At 44.5% G+C, this 18,331-nt stretch carries 19 protein-coding genes and 1 pseudogene; 12 read left to right on the top strand and 8 right to left on the bottom strand.

The features are described 5' to 3' along the window. Positions 1 to 148: 148 nt before the first annotated feature. The 3 genes from R7P35_RS22060 to R7P35_RS22070 all read left to right on the top strand — a co-directional run bounded on the left by R7P35_RS22060 (position 149) and on the right by R7P35_RS22070 (position 1,827). Positions 149 to 352 (top strand): hypothetical protein, encoded by a 204-nt coding sequence (locus tag R7P35_RS22060; protein ID WP_318092586.1) that lies wholly within the window; start codon positions 149 to 151, stop codon positions 350 to 352. Between the two features lie 326 nt (positions 353 to 678). Further along, positions 679 to 1,122, top strand: a complete 444-nt coding sequence (locus R7P35_RS22065; RefSeq protein WP_213904674.1) for a DoxX family protein — start codon at positions 679 to 681, stop codon at positions 1,120 to 1,122. Between the two features lie 9 nt (positions 1,123 to 1,131). Then, positions 1,132 to 1,827: a pirin family protein gene (locus tag R7P35_RS22070; RefSeq protein ID WP_017821043.1), complete on the top strand. Its 696-nt coding sequence runs from the start codon at positions 1,132 to 1,134 to the stop codon at positions 1,825 to 1,827. Between the two features lie 81 nt (positions 1,828 to 1,908). Here the strand turns inward: R7P35_RS22070 and R7P35_RS22075 are convergent, their stop codons facing one another. Then, positions 1,909 to 2,802 carry a LysR family transcriptional regulator gene (locus R7P35_RS22075; RefSeq protein WP_005374436.1) on the bottom strand — a complete coding sequence of 298 codons (894 nt, stop codon included), beginning with the start codon at positions 2,800 to 2,802 and terminating at the stop codon, positions 1,909 to 1,911. Between the two features lie 149 nt (positions 2,803 to 2,951). On the opposite strand from R7P35_RS22075, the gene R7P35_RS22080 reads away from it, so the two are divergent. Then, the gene (locus R7P35_RS22080; RefSeq protein ID WP_005374439.1) at positions 2,952 to 3,305 is read left to right on the top strand and encodes a DUF413 domain-containing protein; all 354 of its coding nucleotides are present in this window, start codon (positions 2,952 to 2,954) and stop codon (positions 3,303 to 3,305) included. A gap of 147 nt (positions 3,306 to 3,452) precedes the next feature. Here the strand turns inward: R7P35_RS22080 and R7P35_RS22085 are convergent, their stop codons facing one another. Next, complete coding sequence (locus tag R7P35_RS22085; protein ID WP_005374440.1) at positions 3,453 to 3,704, bottom strand: DUF3081 domain-containing protein; 252 nt, start codon at positions 3,702 to 3,704, stop codon at positions 3,453 to 3,455. A 374-nt stretch (positions 3,705 to 4,078) separates the two neighbouring features. Here R7P35_RS22085 and nagB point away from each other — a divergent pair, with 374 nt between their 5' ends. Continuing rightward, entirely contained in the window at positions 4,079 to 4,879 is an 801-nt protein-coding gene (gene nagB / locus R7P35_RS22090; protein WP_005374441.1) for a glucosamine-6-phosphate deaminase, read from the top strand. A gap of 90 nt (positions 4,880 to 4,969) precedes the next feature. Here nagB and R7P35_RS22095 read toward each other — a convergent pair whose 3' ends face one another. Together R7P35_RS22095 and gltS (R7P35_RS22100) are read right to left on the bottom strand one after the other, a co-directional pair. Continuing rightward, on the bottom strand, positions 4,970 to 5,836 hold the full coding sequence (locus R7P35_RS22095; RefSeq protein WP_025768733.1) for a hypothetical protein: 867 nt from the start codon (positions 5,834 to 5,836) through the stop codon (positions 4,970 to 4,972). Between the two features lie 154 nt (positions 5,837 to 5,990). Then, positions 5,991 to 7,217, bottom strand: coding sequence for a sodium/glutamate symporter (gene gltS / locus R7P35_RS22100; RefSeq protein WP_025768732.1), 1,227 nt, complete (start codon positions 7,215 to 7,217; stop codon positions 5,991 to 5,993). Between the two features lie 413 nt (positions 7,218 to 7,630). Between gltS (R7P35_RS22100) and R7P35_RS22105 the strand changes: the two genes are divergently transcribed. Genes R7P35_RS22105 through R7P35_RS22115 form a run of 3 tightly spaced genes read left to right on the top strand, consistent with a single transcriptional unit; the run spans position 7,631 to position 9,686 of the window. Continuing rightward, a complete protein-coding gene (locus R7P35_RS22105; protein ID WP_005374444.1) occupies positions 7,631 to 8,002 on the top strand; it encodes a GntR family transcriptional regulator in 372 nt (123 codons plus the stop codon). Further along, positions 7,999 to 8,856 (top strand): ABC transporter ATP-binding protein, encoded by an 858-nt coding sequence (locus tag R7P35_RS22110; protein WP_005383221.1) that lies wholly within the window; start codon positions 7,999 to 8,001, stop codon positions 8,854 to 8,856. The genes R7P35_RS22105 and R7P35_RS22110 overlap by 4 nt, the downstream gene beginning before the upstream one ends. Further along, positions 8,856 to 9,686 (top strand): membrane protein, encoded by an 831-nt coding sequence (locus R7P35_RS22115; RefSeq protein WP_025768731.1) that lies wholly within the window; start codon positions 8,856 to 8,858, stop codon positions 9,684 to 9,686. The genes R7P35_RS22110 and R7P35_RS22115 overlap by 1 nt, the downstream gene beginning before the upstream one ends. A gap of 99 nt (positions 9,687 to 9,785) precedes the next feature. Here the strand turns inward: R7P35_RS22115 and gltS (R7P35_RS22120) are convergent, their stop codons facing one another. Continuing rightward, complete coding sequence (gltS, locus tag R7P35_RS22120) at positions 9,786 to 11,021, bottom strand: sodium/glutamate symporter (RefSeq protein ID WP_025768730.1); 1,236 nt, start codon at positions 11,019 to 11,021, stop codon at positions 9,786 to 9,788. A gap of 862 nt (positions 11,022 to 11,883) precedes the next feature. On the opposite strand from gltS (R7P35_RS22120), the gene R7P35_RS22125 reads away from it, so the two are divergent. The 4 genes from R7P35_RS22125 to R7P35_RS22140 all read left to right on the top strand — a co-directional run bounded on the left by R7P35_RS22125 (position 11,884) and on the right by R7P35_RS22140 (position 15,543). Continuing rightward, positions 11,884 to 12,678 carry a DUF4344 domain-containing metallopeptidase gene (locus R7P35_RS22125; RefSeq protein ID WP_025768728.1) on the top strand — a complete coding sequence of 265 codons (795 nt, stop codon included), beginning with the start codon at positions 11,884 to 11,886 and terminating at the stop codon, positions 12,676 to 12,678. Positions 12,679 to 12,702: 24 nt separating this feature from the next. Further along, entirely contained in the window at positions 12,703 to 13,089 is a 387-nt protein-coding gene (locus tag R7P35_RS22130; RefSeq protein WP_025768727.1) for a thiol-disulfide oxidoreductase DCC family protein, read from the top strand. Between the two features lie 175 nt (positions 13,090 to 13,264). Then, a complete protein-coding gene (locus R7P35_RS22135) occupies positions 13,265 to 14,926 on the top strand; it encodes a methyl-accepting chemotaxis protein (RefSeq protein WP_025768726.1) in 1,662 nt (553 codons plus the stop codon). A 122-nt stretch (positions 14,927 to 15,048) separates the two neighbouring features. After that, a complete protein-coding gene (locus tag R7P35_RS22140) occupies positions 15,049 to 15,543 on the top strand; it encodes a peptidylprolyl isomerase (protein WP_025768725.1) in 495 nt (164 codons plus the stop codon). 117 nt (positions 15,544 to 15,660) lie between these two features. Here the strand turns inward: R7P35_RS22140 and R7P35_RS22145 are convergent. The 3 genes and pseudogenes from R7P35_RS22145 to R7P35_RS22155 form a co-directional block, all read right to left on the bottom strand. Continuing rightward, a pseudogene (locus R7P35_RS22145) lies at positions 15,661 to 16,295 on the bottom strand (DUF2268 domain-containing putative Zn-dependent protease). 68 nt (positions 16,296 to 16,363) lie between these two features. Then, entirely contained in the window at positions 16,364 to 17,155 is a 792-nt protein-coding gene (locus tag R7P35_RS22150; RefSeq protein ID WP_205461210.1) for a LytR/AlgR family response regulator transcription factor, read from the bottom strand. A 15-nt stretch (positions 17,156 to 17,170) separates the two neighbouring features. Next, on the bottom strand, positions 17,171 to 18,193 hold the full coding sequence (locus R7P35_RS22155; RefSeq protein ID WP_205461211.1) for a sensor histidine kinase: 1,023 nt from the start codon (positions 18,191 to 18,193) through the stop codon (positions 17,171 to 17,173). Positions 18,194 to 18,331 lie beyond the last annotated feature (138 nt).

Consider the following 18,331-nt stretch of genomic DNA (forward strand, 5'->3'; position numbering starts at 1 on the left):
TCGTTCAATATAGTGTTATTGTAGCTTGCTTAAGCGCCCACAATTAGCCATTTTCGGAACTCAATATTGAGATTTATTGGCATTAGCGCTTTTGTACACTAAAGTTAGATCCAGAACATCACAACAACGTCGGCTAAAGGGAATTGGCATGGACTTACATACTTGCGTAATTGTATTAAGAAACCAAAAGGTTATTACCAGTAAATCCGTAGATCATTCTATTGGAATTATCGAACGAGACTCAGATAACGAGATCTCAGAAATTCAGATTAATGCGACGGATGGACGTAATATTCGAACTTATCACTACAACAATGTAGAGGAGTCATTAGAGCGCTTAATGAACCTCTGACGGTTTTCTTTAACACACCTTTCTCCCTTGTTAAAAGCGAAAGCAATAGAGCACAGTACATGTGCTCTTTTTTTGTTTAACAGCAAAAATGTTTATCGAAAATAATGACAGACCTTGATTTTAAACAGAACATAATAGGCAAATATAAACCCAAAAAAAACTTTACAAGATATTGATTTAAAATAATAAAAACCACTTATTCAATTTTTTAGAATGAGTTTATCAAAATCCTCCCGTTATTTTTATGTTCGCCTCTACCTAAACTGTTCTCAACAGCACGGGAGCACACGCTTCCCACTCATTGAAAAGAGTCAGAGGACAGAATCATGAAAGCACTATTACAGAAAATTACCACATCAAACGCAGGTTACAGCGCACTATCACTTCGCGTTCCAATCGGCATTATCTTTATGGCGCACGGCGCACAAAAACTATTTGGCTGGTTTGGTGGCTACGGGCTAGAAGGCACAGGTCAGTGGATGGCATCTATCGGTTTAGGTCCTGGCTTGCTCATGGCGTTACTTGCGGGCAGCGCAGAGTTCTTTGGCGGCTTGTTCATTTTACTTGGTCTGCTAACTCGACCAGCAGCGGTTGCTTTGGCGTTCACGATGGTGGTAGCGATATTCTCTGTCCACTTTGAGAATGGCCTGTTCATGGCAAACAACGGTTACGAGTTTGGCTTGGCATTACTGGCAGCGAGCGTTTCTCTGGCGTTCTCTGGCGCAGGTAAAGCAGCGTTAGATAACTTATTAAACAAAAAGCTCTCTTAAGGAGGCCTTATGATTACGGTAAGACATGCAGCAGACCGAGGTCGAGCAAACTTTGGCTGGCTTGATAGCAAACATACGTTTTCTTTTGGTAGCTACTACGATCCTCAACATATGGGCTTTTCTGAGCTGAGAGTCATTAATGACGATGTAGTCAAGCCTGGCGCGGGTTTTGATACACATGGCCACCGTGATATGGAGATCATCAGCTATGTGTTGGAAGGTGTTATCGCACACAAAGACAGTGAAGGTAACGTCAAAACACTACCTGCAGGTGAATTCCAACTCATGTCGGCAGGGAAAGGGATTTACCACAGTGAGTACAATGCATCGAACCAAGATACGCTGCGGTTTCTACAGATTTGGATTCAACCGAACACATTTGGAACCAAACCAGGTTATCAGCAAAAAGATTTTGGTCGCAATCCTGGGTTAACGACTATCGCAACTCCAACTGGAGAAAACGGCACGCTACTTATTAAGCAAGATGCGACTTTGCATCAGTTAATTCTTGAGCCAAGTAGCGAACTAAACTTTGAGATTGAGTCGGGCCGAAATCTATTCATCCATCAAGTGACTGGGAGCCTTAGTGTCGACAATACCACTTTGACGGCTGGCGACGGCGCGAAGGTTGAACACCAGAGTAAGGTTGTTTTGCGCAATACATCAAACGAAAGCACAACAGCCCTGTTGTTTGACTTACCATAACTATCGATTCATCGAGATAAAAACAAAGCCGCCTTGATTTCTCAAGGCGGCTTTTTCGTTTTTCTGACTTTTCATTCAACGCTATTCGTCGGAAGTGCCAGAACCAATTTGCTGAAAACTGTAAGCGGTCAGTGGATCGATCTCTTTGACAATTTCTTCCACTTGCTTAATCGCGTCTACAGACGAGCTAGCTTTACGATAGCTCAAATAGATAGGGCGACACCAATCTTCTACTCCAGACACCTTGTGAAGCTGCCCATTAGCGATAAATGGCTCCACGAGAGAGATTGGTAAGTACGCGGCTCCACCCTTCTCTAAAATAAAGTCCAATGCGATACGCGCTGTTGAAGTGCGTAAATATGGAGCCGGAATCTTAGGGTGACGCTCAGAATGCTCTGAGGAGAAACGCGTCCCCCAGTCAACGTACACATATTTGTTTTCGAAAACGGTGTCTAAAGAATCTTTCTCAGTTGATACCAGAACGAGAACAACATCCGCCACTTTTTTACAGTTAAGCTCATCAGCTTTGATCTGATCGAACGCAAATGCCATATCTAACGTGCGCTCTAGCAAGCTACGACTGAGCATCTCACGTCCCATCACTTCTGCCATGAAGCCATAACCACCAAACGAATCTGTGACGACACTTAAACAATTCTGTAAATAAGCGTCCCAAATGTTTGGCGTGCCACCTAACGTTAGTTGCAGCGCTTTGCCATCTTCAAGCGATAATTCTAGCTTCGCTTGTTGCAATGTAGTGACCATTACCTCGGCATAGCTGATTAAGCGCTCACCTGCAGAGGTCAACTTTATGTTATTTCGATCACGAATAAACAATTGCGTATCGAAGTAACTTTCCAATTGTTTGATACGTGCGCTCACAGCGGCTTGGGTAATATAAAGGTTCTCAGCAGCACGTCCGAAGTGACGAACTCTTGCCAGCTCTAAAAATGTTCGAAAGACTTTTACATCCATAAACCATCTCCTGGTTAATATAAAACCAGATTAACAACTAATTAAAATCATGACGACAAAAAAGTTTTGTTTTTCTTTTGTTAGATTTAAGCCTAATTTTCGCCGTAAGTTCACTACATTCATCAATAACGGTTACAGAGGCTGTTGACATGTCTGACACTGAATTCCGTCATGGCAAAAAACGTTTTTACGATAACGTAAAATTCCCACGCGGCTTTGCAAAGTCTGGCGATTTTACTCTTTCAGAAGAGGAAATCCTAACAATTTATGGGGATACAATGCTTGGCTTAGAGTCAGGCGAATTAACACCTGAAAACAGCGAAGAGAAACACTTCATCAAGGTGTTAGAAAACCCGGGCAAAGCAAAAACAAAACTTGAGCGTACGTGGCTAAAGTACACCCAACTTGCTCGTGGTCGCAAGCGCTTCCATACGCTAAATGGTCGTAACAAGCCTGACGCCACAGAAGAATACATTGAAGAGAGTTTGGTTGAAGACGATTAATAACCAATAACCTAGTTCTCGCCTTTTTCTAGCAGTAGGCGAAAGCTCGTTTGACTTTACTGAGCGAGCAAGACAAGCTCATTTCTTCTCCTAAAGCCCAAGGGGGCATTCTCCCAAGGGCTTTTTTAATATTTGGGTGATGACCGTTTACTTGGCGAGCGTCGCAATCTTTTTCAGAAAGCTCTCTTTCAAATGCTCTTGGTCATATTCCAAGTGATAGGTGTTGTGGAAGCCAATTTTTAGCTCAACACCATTTCCTCTCAAGAAAACGTTGTACCCATCGTAGTCAGAAAACGCTTCTACACCTTCATACATTTTACCAAATTCGGTTGGCGTACCGTTGTTCATCACACATTCGTAAGCCTGTAGTACTTTGCTCGGATCTAACTCATTTTTCATACCGAATTCCTCACTGGTTTACACATTTCAATTATGGTTAAAGAATGAGCGCCATGCCATATCTAACCCATAATATTTGAAGTTCGTGTGCGATTTCGCACTCTGTAGGTTGTTAAAAAACAAGGTTAAGTGCGAAGGCAGAACTTAATTTAGATCATAAATTTTATCTATTGATTCGTCAGTTTCATAATGCAATTTCTTTGTAAAAAATCGTCTTATAAAAGCATTTAGATATAAAAATCGTCGACAAAACCAACATTGGTTAAAGAAAAAGCAAAATTTTGACCTAAAACAATAGCAGTTCGCCATTACTTATTTTATAATGCGAATTAATGTTTCAGTACATCGTTAATTCCAATAACTAGGGGCACAAAATGAGACTTATCCCGTTAACTCGAGCAGCACAAGTAGGTAAGTGGGCAGCTGCGCATATCGCTAAGCGTATCAACGACTTTAAACCTACTGCTGAGCGTCCATTCGTTCTGGGTCTACCAACTGGTGGCACTCCTCTAGCAACCTACAAAGCCCTAATCGAGCTTTACCAAGCCGGCGAAGTCAGCTTCAAAAACGTCGTGACTTTTAACATGGATGAGTACATTGGCATCCCTGCGGATCACCCAGAATCTTACCGCTCGTTCATGTACAACAACTTCTTTAATCACATTGATATTCAAGAAGAAAATATCAACCTACTGAACGGTAACACAGACGATCACGACGCAGAATGTAAGCGTTACGAAGACAAAATTAAGTCTTACGGCAAGATCAACCTGTTCATGGGCGGCGTGGGTAACGACGGTCACATCGCGTTCAACGAGCCAGCGTCATCTCTTTCTTCTCGTACTCGCATCAAGACCCTCACTGAAGACACTCGCATTGCGAACTCTCGCTTCTTTGACGGCGATATCAACCAAGTGCCTAAATACGCGCTGACTATCGGTGTTGGTACGCTTCTAGACTCAGAAGAAGTGATGATCTTGGTCACTGGTCATAACAAAGCTCAGGCACTTGAAGCAGCCGTGGAAGGTTGTGTAAACCATCTATGGACAGTTTCTGCTCTTCAGCTTCACCCTAAAGCGGTGATCGTATGCGACGAACCAGCTCAACAAGAACTGAAAGTGAAGACAGTGAAGTACTTCTCTGAGCTAGAAGCAGAAAACATCAAAGGCTTTTAACCCATAGGATTGCAGCCTAGAAATACACTAAAAATACAAAACCCGTGTTGAACACGGGTTTTTTCTTATCTGAACAGCGGGCTTAAGTCGTCAATAAGCTTTAATACCAAACTGACGAAGACGCTTAGGAAGCACTTCATCCAACTTGTCTAGTTCACTCGGTTCGACTTCGATAAGGTTGAAATGATGCTGCTTATAAACAGTACGAATGGTCTCACGGTCGGCCTGAGCCATCTCCCCATCGTCACTTCCCCAAAATTGCAAATAGACTTTACCGCCTGGTAAGTAAAAATCGCTAGTGACATCTTGGTCAATCGGCAGCTGACGCTCATAAGCGTGCACTACACCAGCCAAGTACAGCCAGTTGTCAATGAGCAACTCACCCTTAGAGCGTACGTAATGCCCATCTAATGTTCGGTGCTTGGCTTCAAATTTTTGGCGAAAGCTTGAGTACGATTTATCCGTAGAATGTGACTCCGCGTCTTGCCCTAAAAACTCAATGACAGACTGCTTAAGACGCTTGTTACGCAGCACCACATCGTGCCATACGACAAAGGTATTTTGTGTTTCTTTATCGGTTCTTTGCTGCCCACCAGCGCGCACACCAGCTTCTGTGACACTCCATCCCTCTTCGGATTTGGTCAACCAACCCAGTTCACTCAAAAGCTGGTTCATGCGCTTCGCATTCAATTTCAGCTTTTCACCCAGTTGTGTCGCGCTCAATGTTTTCCCTGAGCTGGGAGTCAGCTCAATATGTAAGTTGGTCGGCCAGACGATGAACTGGCCAAATTTAGGGTGATCCACATACTCACCGCCAAACTTTGCCCCTTCTTCGGTCAAAATCCACTTTTCATCTTGGCGAACGATGTAGCCTGCACGTTTGAGATCGGCAAACAGCAGCTTAGCTTCTACCTTGCGCATTTTCGCTAATGCCGACGTCGATATTTTTTCAGACATGTGGGTACCTCATGCTGCTGCAAAATTGAACACTATGTCGTCATAGTAACGCATTGATTTCACGGCTTGAAGTCAGGCAAACAAGATTTCGTGTTACAAATAGCAAAGCCAGCGTATAGGTGCTGGCTTTGTTATTTCGGTAAAAAAGCGAATGTTATTTAATAAAAGCGATGCATCCTTGCAAAATCACTAAATTCACAATGTCGATGAAGAATGCACCGACAATTGGAACCACCATAAATGCTTGTGGTGATGGACCATATCGACTCACGATGGAGCCCATATTCATGACTGCAGTCGGTGTAGCACCTAACCCAAAACCGCAGTGTCCGCTAGCGATCACCGCCGCATCGTAGTTGCCTCCCATCATGCGGAATGTTACGTAGTAAGTGAACATCGCCAACACTGCCGACTGAATAGCAAGAATAATAAGGAATGGGATCGCAAGATCGAAAATATTCCACAATTTCAAACTCATCAAGGCCATGGCAAGAAATAGAGATAGTGCAACCGTGCCAAGAATATCAACGGTTTCTAAATCAACCTTGCGCGCCTTCGTCACTTCCATGATGTTAGTGATAACAACACCAATAAACAGTGCATAAACAAAATCGGGAATCATTAACCACTTGATGTCAAAACTGCTTACCCAACTCTCCAGATACTTCGCGCCTGTCACGCAAAGTAGAATGATAGACAAGCTTTCAACGACTCTTTTCGCTGTGACACGATCTTCCTCATGTTCGTTGTACGTCACCAGTTCAGGGAAACTCTGATGACTTTGATTGGTGCGTCCGTATTCCGATTCCAAGTTGTGTTTGTTTAGTAGCTTTTGTGCAACAGGGCTGCCAATAATCCCGCCCATCACCAAGCCAAATGTAGCAGAAGCCATTGCCACCTCTAGAACATTATGCAAACCATACATTTCTTGAAAAGTTTGCGACCACGCAGCTCCAGTTCCATGTCCGCCAGAAAGCGTAATGGATCCGGCGATCAACCCCATGAGTGGATCTAACCCCAACGCTGTTGCTAAGGACACGCCGACCGCATTTTGGATAAGAATGTAGACCGATGCCACAACTAGGAAGATGAAAACCTTCGCACCGCCTTTAATCAGTTGGGTGTAATTTGCCGCTAAGCCAACGGTTGCAAAAAACATCAGCATAAAGACGTTTTGCAGTGGTAAATCAAAGGATACATCCACACCATTTAAGTGCATCGTCGTGATTACGCAAGCGACCACTAGACCACCAACAATTGGCTCTGGAATATTAAATTTTTTTAAGGTTGGTAACTTGGTATTGATGAACTGCCCTAAAAACAACACGCAAATTGCGACGAGGAACGACTCCTGTGGGCCGATAGATATTACCTGATTCATGAGACCTCTTTACTCTACTCTTTCTCATTCATTGAGCACGAGCTCAACGTGAGATAGGTGCCTAAGCCAGTCAGATTGCCTCTCGAAACTTTTGTTTTCTAGGCCTCTTTGACCATCAATTCTCATCAAGTAAGAAATAGGCAGACCTAAAATTATGCTAATTATCATTCAGTGAGAATATTCATTTAAAACAGGCGATAAGTGTATTGATGGGAAGAGAAAAACAACACTTCTCAACTTATGAGAAGCAATTAATTTCCATATAAAACAAAACCTCAAAACAACGACCACATAGGTGGATATTTAGAGCGAATGAGACAGGCGGATACACTAGGTTTTAAATTATTACTTTCTCTCTAATGCACTAGGTGTTATACATATATATAACACCATCTCAACCAAGAGATTCACTCATGACTAATTGGCATGATCGCCAACCGATATTTCGACAGTTGGCAGACCAGATCACGCAGCAAATACTGCAAGGTGTCTGGCAAGAAGGCGATGCTCTGCCCTCCGTCCGTAGCATCTCTGCAGATATGAAAATTAACCACCTCACCGTTATGAAAGGCTATCAATTGCTTGTTGATGACGGGCTAGTGGAGAAAAAACGCGGTCAAGGTATGTTTGTCGCTTCAGGAGCAAAGCTCAAATTACTCGCAGACGAGAAGGCACGTTTTCTTCAGCAACAAATTCCGCAGATAGCCGACACAATACAGCGTCTGGATATGTCACTCGACGAATTCATTCAACAACTAAAACCACACTTGAAAGGTGACCAATGAGCGCATTAGTCAGTGTAAACAACGTCTCCAAGCAATATCAGCAACAAGGAGAAGCACTGCATGAAGTGAGTTTCGACCTACATGCAGGACAAGTACTTGGCTTACTCGGCCATAATGGCGCAGGTAAATCAACGCTTATTAATGCCCTACTCGGTGCACATGAATATCAGGGCACTATTCGTATCAACGGATTTGAACCCATTATGCAACGCGACAAGATAATGCAGAGCTTATCCTACATCTCGGATGTCAACGTTCTGCCAGATTGGATGACCGTTGCTCAACTGCTTAACTATACCGAGGGCGTGCACCCAGGGTTCAATCGCGCCCAAGCAGATACGCTACTTCGTCAAACGGACATCAAACCTCGTGCGCGTATCAAATCTTTATCCAAAGGGATGAAGGTGCAATTACACCTCGCGATTGTGATCGCGACCAACACCCAAATCCTCATATTGGATGAACCGACACTCGGGTTAGATCTCGTGTATCGCGAGACGTTTTATCGTCACTTATTGGAATGGTTTCACGACGGCGAGCGCGTGTTGATCATCGCCAGTCATGAAGTATCAGAGATTGAGCACTTGCTGACAGATGTTCTGATTCTTAAGCATGGTCGCCCCGTTCTGCAAACCTCGATGGACAGTATCAGTGAAGACTATTTCATTCTTGAAGCCAACGACGAGCACCGCACACAAATTGAAGCGATGAACCCACTCTCGTCACAAAAAGGCCTCGGTTCAACGAAATGGTTACTCAAAGCCCAGTATGCCCAACAAGCAGAAACAATGGGCTCCATCCATGGGGTGAAATTAGCGGATTTATTTTTAGCATTGCAGAAGGAGGCAGCGTAATGCGTTCAGTTGTCGCGATGTTGCAAAAAGAGTGGTTAGAAAACCCTCTTGTTTTACGTATTCCACTGTTTGTGTTGGCGTGTGGAGTTATTCTCTTTGTGAGTTTAATGAGTAACGACACTCTACAACACAATATGTTTTTCCAAATGAGCTTTGGTGGCGATGTCAGTGACATTCACAAAGAGCTTGGTGATGATGTCAATATGTTGATTACCGGAGGAGCAGGGCTGCTGTCTATCTTGTTAGCCGTTCAGTACTTCCCAAGAACGCTACGCAAAGAACGGGCGGAAGGCAGCATTATGTTTTGGCGCAGTATGCCTGTCAGTGACATAAAAGCCCATTTAGTGAAGCTAGGATTTGGCTTATTGGTGATTCCGCTTGTCTGCTCGGTGCTCGTACTCGCTGCAAATTCAATGTTGTGGTTGCTGAACATCTCTACTGATCACCAATTGGCTTTATTGTACCGCCAAGCCTCGTTAGGTTACGTGCTGCTGCATTGGGGAGAGTTTTTAATCAGAATGTTGTTCGCCGGTATTCTGCTGTTACCGCTGGCATTAACTGCGATGGCTATTTCACAAAAAGTGAACTCACCACTGGTCATTTTGTTTATCGCCATTTATGCGCTGCGTTGGATGCCTATCGCACTTTTTGGTTTCTACGGGCTAGATCAGTTTTTCTCCGAAGTGCTTTACCTTCCGCTGCACGCCATTATTACACCAAACCCATTCAATGCCATTCCTCAAGCGGGTTGGTTAAACGTTGGCATTTACGCCTTCATTGGTATTCTTGGTTGGACAGCTAGCCTCAAGTTCAGCCGAACTATCCAATAATGCTTCGTTCAATAAACGACCAAACCAAGTCATAAAAAAACGGTCACAACCAGTGTTGTGACCGTTTTATTTCGCCTCTAGGAGCTCATCCACTTAACTTTAACCAAGGAATGAAATGTAGCCTTGCAAGATAATTAAGTTGACGATGTCGATAAAGAAAGCGCCCACAATTGGCACCACCATAAATGCTTGTGGCGACGGGCCAAATCGGTTAACGATCGAACCCATGTTCATTACGGCTGTTGGGGTTGCCCCCAAGCCAAAACCGCAGTGCCCCCCTGCAATAACAGCAGCATCGTAGTTGCTTCCCATCACTTTGAACGTAACATAGTACGTAAAGATTGCTAAGACGACAGACTGCACAGCTAAAATAACCAAGAATGGAATCGCTAGATCGAAGATATTCCATAACTTCAAGCTCATCAGAGCCATCGCTAAGAACAGAGATAGCGATACCGTACCTAACATATCGACCGTTTCGGCATCTAACTTACGAATCTTGGTCACTTCCAAGAAATTCGTAATGATCACACCAATGAATAGCGCATATACGAAGTCTGGAATCATCAGCCATGAGATTTCATACGTGCTTACCCATTGCTCGACATACTTGGCCCCAGTAACACAGATCAGTAGGAAGAAGAGTTTCTCCACCACTTTTTTCGCCGTTACTTTATCTTCTTCGTATTCATTGTAAGTCACCAACTCCGGGAATTTCTCGTGAGTTTTGGCATCTCGACCACCACGACCATACTCAGACTCTATGTTGTTCTTTTCCACCAGACGCTGCGCTACAGGGCTACCAATGATACCGCCGATGATCAAACCAAAAGTCGCTGATGCCATTGCAATTTCTAAGACGTTATCCAATCCATACACGTCTTGAAAGGTTTGTGACCACGCAGCACCTGTACCATGACCACCTGACAGAGTAATCGAGCCAGCAATTAACCCCATCAAAGGATCTAAACCGAGCGCCGCCGCAAGTGAAACGCCAACGCCGTTTTGTATGATGATGTAAAACGATGCGACAGCTAAGAAGATAAAAACCTTCGCACCTCCTTTCATCAACTGAGTGTAATTTGCGGCCAAACCAACTGTCGCAAAAAACATTAACATAAACGTATTTTGTAATGGCAAGTCGAATTCTAAGTCGATGCCGTTGAAATGAAGAGCAGTAATCATGCAGGCTACAATAAGACCACCTACAATCGGCTCAGGTATGTTGAATTTCTTTAAAATCGGTAGCTTAGCATTAATAAAATGCCCCAGGAAAAGCACACTGATTGCGACCAAGAAGGACTCCAGTGCACCTACAGATATTAAATGATTCATATCGCCTCTTATTATTGTTCTCTTCATTCTCCGTAATGAATGAGTGTTAGTTTAACCTTCGTTCAATAGCAAATTTTCTCGCTTTATTGTTTCGAAAATACTCAAAAAGTTGGTGTAGATGCGCCTTAGGCTAGTTTAAGGGGCGCTCCTTAAGCGATGTGTCAGTTTTTACGCTGTTAGCAAGCCCTTAAATGTGAAAGGAGCTGATACAGCTCCTTCAAATGGCCCCTCGCAATACCTGTGCGTTATCGCTTGGGGTGTTGTGTTGTGAGTAAATTCTGGGTGACACTTTCTGAACCACTTCGGGCTCCCTTACTTAAACAGAATGTGTCAATTACTATCAAACAAAGTTCCTTCCCGTTGTAACCGCTAAACGCCGAGAGCGCGTTCAAAACAATTGGGTTTGCCTGTTCCTGTCGTAGCTTTTCAACTCTGGCTCATGGTGTATAAACGAGCCGAATCCAAGGAAACTCTCAGGCTGCAACAAACGTTTTCGTCACAACGGAGCAGGATTATAACATATCGCTGATAATTTTCTTCAATTCAGTGACATTCACCAACCCCATGGTTAAACCTTGCAATGATTAACTGCCTATTATCATTTTCACAGATAAAGATCGAAGCACAGTTACTCAGTAAGCTTCTTAGAAAACGATGCATAGCCAATAACTTCACCGCCGTTCTTATCCAAGAGGTCTTGATAAACGCCCTAGAGAACCAAGCAGCCGAAATATGCGATGTTATCATGATTGCTTTTCGAGACCGATGCCCCGACTTTGGCTGATGAGTACAACCCCAACTATGCATCAGACAAAAACATGTATAATTTTTTATACAAGTTATTCAATAACAAGAGTCCCACATGAACATTCATTCTCTTTGCCCTGCGCTATTACTCAGCGTCGTCTCATCAGCTACAGCAGCTGAAAACATTCGTATTCAATATTCTCCCATAGAGACAACTCATGAAAAAATCGCCCAACAATCGATTCAAAGCAGCGATGTAAACACCATCTTTGTTGAGCTGTCTCAGGCCTACTTTCCATTTGATAAAGCTCTCACGCTGGTTTACGGCGGAGAAGATGGTCCAATGTATGATCCTGATACACACACAATATACGTTCCTTACACTTTTTATTTGGAGTCGCTCAATTACTTCTCCAATAATCAGTATGAAGAACGCTTCGGAAAATCCCCAAAAACAGGGGCGCTAGATACGTTATTGCACACTTTACTTCATGAAGCTGGACATGCTTACATCGAAGATCAAAGCATCCCTGTTCTCGGAAAAGAAGAAGATGCGGTCGATAATTTTGCCACTATTTTAATGATTGACTTCCTAGAAGATGGCGCAGATATGGCCATTAGCGCCGCCGACATGTTCGCATTCGAATCCGACGACAGACCGGACTACTACGATTTTGGCGAGTACATTGACGAACACAGCTTTGATTTGCAGCGTTACTTTTCAACGTTATGTCTGGTGTACGGTAGTGATCCTGAGCAATACAAAGCCTTACTCGATGAAGTAGAAAAAGACTACCTGCGTGATCGCAAAGAGTTCTGCCAATTCAATTACGGCAACATTCGCGACAATTGGCTGCATTACTTGCAAAACAATGAACCAAAAGAAAATTCGCCACGTAAAAGCGATTAGAAAATCTCAAACAAGAAAACCGCAATGACAAAACTCATCATATTTTATGACGGAACCTGCCCGCTTTGTGCCAAAGAGATGAAGGCGCTAAAACAACGCGATGCCAAGCAGCACATCAAAACCGTCGATATCTATAGTGATGCATTCTCAGATTATCCTCAGATAGATCCTGAACAAGCCAACACCATTTTGCACGCCCTCAACGAAAAGGGGGAACTTCTGCTTGGGTTGGACGTGACTCATCGTGCGTGGCAATTAGTTGGTCGCGGTTGGCTCTACGCTCCACTGCGTTGGCGCCTCGTTAAACCTGTTGCTGACTGGCTTTACCTCAAATTCGCAAAGAATAGGTATCGCGTCTCATATTGGTTAACGGGGACTTCTCGTTGCAATAGTGGGTCGTGTTCACGTTAATTGTGATCCCGCTTAAAAATGCTACGACCTTCGTCTAGATTTACAAATTTCCAGTACTTCTGATTGAGTAACTCGGTTAATCTCTAAGCATTACAACAATAAGTATTAACACTTTTATCAGGCAAGCTTATTCAGCTTGTCACTTGTAACGCTGCGCCGAGAGAAGGACGTCTCTATGAATCTGACGATCAGAAAACGACTATATATCCTTTCAATAATTCCAATTCTAACTATGGCAATAGGCATGATGTGGTTCACCTACGTACAAACCACGGCCTACAACGAGCACGAGATTGAGCAAACTCGAAGTCGAATGATGGAGATGAAAAAAGCCGAACTCAAAAGTTACGTACAAATGGCGCGTTCCGCTGTCGAGCCGCTACTCGCACAAAATGCCCCACTGGAAGAGGCTCTGCCTATCTTGAAACAACTAGAGTTTGGTCAATCCGGCTACATCTTTGGTTATGATTCAAAAGGCGTTCGCGTCGTGGTGGGTAAAAACACCAAAGGCATCGGGGAAAACTTCTATAACTTGCAGGACAAGAAAGGCAATTACCTGATTCAGGATTTGCTAAAAAATGCCAAAACTGGTGAGTTCACGACTTATTACTTCCCGAAACTCGGTCAGAGTGAAGCACTACCGAAACTGAGCTACTCAGTCTTTATTCCTGAATGGGACTTGATGTTGGGAACGGGTTTCTACACGGACGATATCGACGCCATTGTGGCAGACATGGAAAAAGCCGCACACGAAGATCTCAACACCACACTGACGGCAATTGCCCTGTTTTGTGCCTCGATTACAGCGATAGTTGCAGTCTTTGCCGTGTTTGTTAACCGCAGCATCATGAAGCCTATTGAGCAGTTTGATGCTTCAATTCACTCTTTCGCGCAAGGCGATGCAGATTTAACCGCGCGCATGGAAGAATCGAGCGTGCCGGAGTTCACCCAACTTAGCCGTAACTTCAATATCTTCGTTGAAAGCCTGCAAGGCATCATTAAGAGCGTTAGCCACGTAGGACAAGAAGTGGTTTCAGAGACCAACGAGATGTCACAGCGTGCATCGCAAGTGGATGAATTAGCTTCTGGTCAACGTGAAGAAACCGAACAAGTCGCAGCGGCAATGACCGAGATGACAGCAACGGCGCACGAGATTTCAAACAACGCTAACCAAGCAGCGCAATCAGCCAGAGACGCCGATGAAAACTCACAACAAGCAAAACACATTGTTGATTCAGCAGCGAACTCTGTCGAAGCACTCGCGCTAGAGGTGTCGGAAGCCAGCACGGTGATTTCTCGTTTAGAGAGCGACGTAAAAAACATTTCTTCTTCTCTGGAAGTGATTCAGGATATAGCCGAGCAAACTAACCTATTGGCACTGAACGCAGCCATTGAAGCAGCCCGTGCAGGCGAACAAGGTCGCGGCTTCGCAGTCGTTGCCGATGAGGTTCGTAAACTGGCGAGTCGCACTCAAGACAGCACAGGCGAAATTCACCAAATGATTGAGCAATTGAAGTCTGGCTCGGATGCGGCAGTGAAAGCCATGGGCTCAAGCCAAGCGCGTGGTGAAGCAACGGTTGAGGAAGCACGAGCAGCCTCTGCCGCACTGCAAGAAATCCAAGCCGCAATTGCTAACATCATGGACATGAACACCTTGATCGCAACGGCAACCGAAGAACAAAGCCAAGTTGGGCAAGAGATTTCACAACGCATCGAAGTCATCTCTCAACAAAGCAGCCAATCGGCGCACCTTGCCAACCAAAACCGTGCAGGCAGTGGTAACCTTAACCACAAAGCTAACGAGCTGTACGACTTGGTGGGACGCTTCACGGTTTAACTTCCTTAACCATACTTAATAGTAGAAACAGCGACGCCTTAACGTCGCTGTTTTTATTTCTGCTATCCTCAAGCGACTTAGCTATAATGCCGCCAACTAAGCACCCACAAGGGCAAAACCAGATGATTACCATGACCACCAATTTCGGTGACATCGAGATTGAACTGAACCTAGAACGAGCACCAGTTAGCTCAAAGAACTTCAAAAAATACTGTGAAGATGGCTTTTACGACGGCACCATTTTCCACCGCGTTATCGACGGCTTTATGATCCAAGGAGGCGGTCACACCGAAGACATGGCAGAAAAGCCAACGCGCGCACCGATCGCGAACGAAGCAAACCGTGGTCTAAAGAACCTTGTTGGCACTATCGCAATGGCGCGTACCGATGCACCGCACTCTGCAACGGCACAGTTCTTCATTAACTTGGAAGACAATGATTTCCTAGACCACACCGCAACGACCAACCTAGGCTGGGGCTACGCCGTGTTTGGTAAAGTGACCGCGGGTATGGATGTCGTAAACCGCATCGCGAAAGTAAAAACGACCTCTAAGCTTGGTCACGATGATGTGCCATGCGATCCAATCATTATCGAGAAAGTGACGATCAGCGAATAAACCCATTCGCCTCTGCAGAGAAATCGTCGCTATAAAACGAAGAAAGCGCCTAACGTCTGATGACTTAGGCGCTTTTTGTTTTTATGACTCAGCCGATTAGTTGGGCTTATAACGAAGTTATTGATAGAAAAGCTCAGCTTTGGCTCCAACCAAATCCAGTTCAGAGCCTTGAAAATCAGCCAGATATTCAGCAACAAGGTTGTACCCAACCCAATACCCCATGTATTTCGGCCAGCGGCTTTCATCGCTGCCAAGAAAGTAAGCGTCGAAGTTGTAATCTAAGCTGGTCAACTTGCCTTTCATCTCAGCGTAGAAAGGGCGCCAATCTTGATCTTGATTTGCTCAAACAAGGTCGGAGTGACGCCGCCATTCACCTTACGTTCGAAGTGACAAGCTAACCCTTCCATAATTAGTACATCACCAAGTGCAACGCCACTTTCTCCCGCTCGCATACGGAACAGGTGATGCAACTCATGCGCTAACACCGCAGCTAGTTCTTTCTCAATAACGTTTTTAATATCTGCACGTTGGGTATTAAGAAGAATCTCCACACGATAGGCGCTTAAGCAATAGCCACCAATCCCCGTCTGCGGTACGTCATTGCGATCAAATGGGCTAATGGTGAGGTCAATGTTGCTTAAATCAAAGTAACTAGAAAGTTGTGAGCTCAGATCATCAAGTTTCTGATGCAAATACTCAGAAATTGGAGACAGTTCTCCCGTCGCATTTAACAGGGTTACGCGATAACTCATTTATCTTCCTTGATAATGTGGCTTAAGAGCAGCGAGTTTACAGTGTAAAGAGTGAGCAGTTCTAGCGATTACATCCCTTTGAACAAACTTTGAGATGCACGGCTCACAGGGAGCTTGTTTTCTCCAACGTGAACAAACATTCTTCCAGCAAAGTCTTTGTTTACTTTGCTAATTTTGCACACTTGCACAACGCTTGAACGGTGTACTTGCCAGAACTGTTCTGGGTTAAGCTGCCCTATCAACTCTTTCAACGAGGTGCGAATCAAATACTCCTGCACTTTGCCTTGTCCTTGTTGGGCATACACAGAAACGTATTTTTCTTCCGCTTTGAAATACAGCACATCAGACGTGCCGATCAGATGAATATCTTCCCCTTGCGTCGCTTTGATCCACTGAAGATATTGCGGCGTTTGTGGAGCAGATAATTGCTGCAGTTGCTCTAACAGGCTGCTCATCTGCACATTACTGCTTTCTTGCTCTCGCTTAGCAAGGCGTATTTTCACTCTTTCACACGTCGTAAGGAGGCGCTCATCCGAGATAGGCTTGAGCAAATAATCGGCGGCATTTTGCTCAAAAGCTTTGATGGCGTAATCATCGTACGCGGTGACAAACACAATCAAAGGTGGATTGGCGAATTGATTGAGTTTTTGCGCTAATGTCATGCCATCCAAAACTGGCATACGAATATCGAGAAACGCAATATCAGGTTGACTTTGCTCAATGGCTTGCAACGCTTGTTCACCATCGGCGACTTTGGCTATCACCTCTAGCTCTGGCCACACTTCAGCTAGGCTTTTATCAAGATGACGCCTCAATAACGGTTCATCATCAGCAATAATGGCAGTAAACCCTGTATTCATTCCTTTCTTCCTTGATTACGATTCCATTGGCCAGCGCAAGCGAACACAAACGCCACCCTGAGCAGACTCACTGATAGAAACCTCTCCTTGACCTGCGAACAAAGCTTCAACTCGCTGCTTGAGATTACTTAGACCCACGCCAGACCCCATGTGCCCACTCACGTGATTCAAGCCAACACCCGTGTCTCTGACTTCAATCCTCAAGTTCTGTTGTTCGCGCTTGATGAGCAAGCTGACTTCACCACCCTCTCGCTTCGGCTCAATACCATGGATGATGGCGTTTTCGATTAAGGGTTGAAGCATCATCGGCGGTAATTCGGTTCTGCCTAGCCCTTCTTCCACCTCAATCTTGTAACTGAGTCGATCACCCAAACGAGTTTGTTGGATGCCTAAGTAAGCCTCAAGTAACGCCGTTTCATTGTCTATGGTGGTGTGTTCTTCGCGTGAGCTTTTGAGCGTTGCACGCAGCAGCGCGGTTAACTGTTCTAGCATCAGCTTGGCTTTATCAACATCTTGCGACATGAGCGCACTGATATTCGCCAAGGTATTGAATAGGAAATGCGGTTCAATCTGGCTTTGCATCTGCTTAAGCTGACTTAGCAACAGCGCACGATCTTGCTCTGCTTTCTCGCGCTTGATGGCTTCCAACTCTCGTTGAGCAACCGCCTCTTTCTCACGCGAGTAAAAATAGAAATAACACATACCGCTAAACAGTAATCCCATTAAGCCAACAGGGATCATATCGGAGATACCAAAATACTCTCCGAGCCAAAATTGCGCATTAATCACCCCAAACAATAAACAGGCAACAAGCGAACACACCACTTCTATCATACGTGGGATGGCTGGAAACAAACGGTCAATCAACCATGAGAAGAAGATAGCCGAATAGCCAAATCCGAAGCTAACCGCCACATGAATGTAAAATGGACCGCCCCAAACCGAGAGCGTCATTGCTGCGATAAAGAGACAAAATGCCGTGGTCACTAATAAGCTACGCGGCCATCCACTTTTCACCACTGATTTTGCTGAACACATTTAGAATTTCCCTTTGATGTTAAATACAATCATATGCTTATCATTGATTTGTGCGTAAGCAGATTGGTCGTCTCCGGTTAAAAAGCGTGCGGCAACTTCCACTTCTACACTTTGATCGCCAGTATCAATCCATTGGTA

The organism is Vibrio sp. Vb0304, from assembly GCF_033338995.1.
Lineage (GTDB): Bacteria > Pseudomonadota > Gammaproteobacteria > Enterobacterales > Vibrionaceae > Vibrio > Vibrio alginolyticus.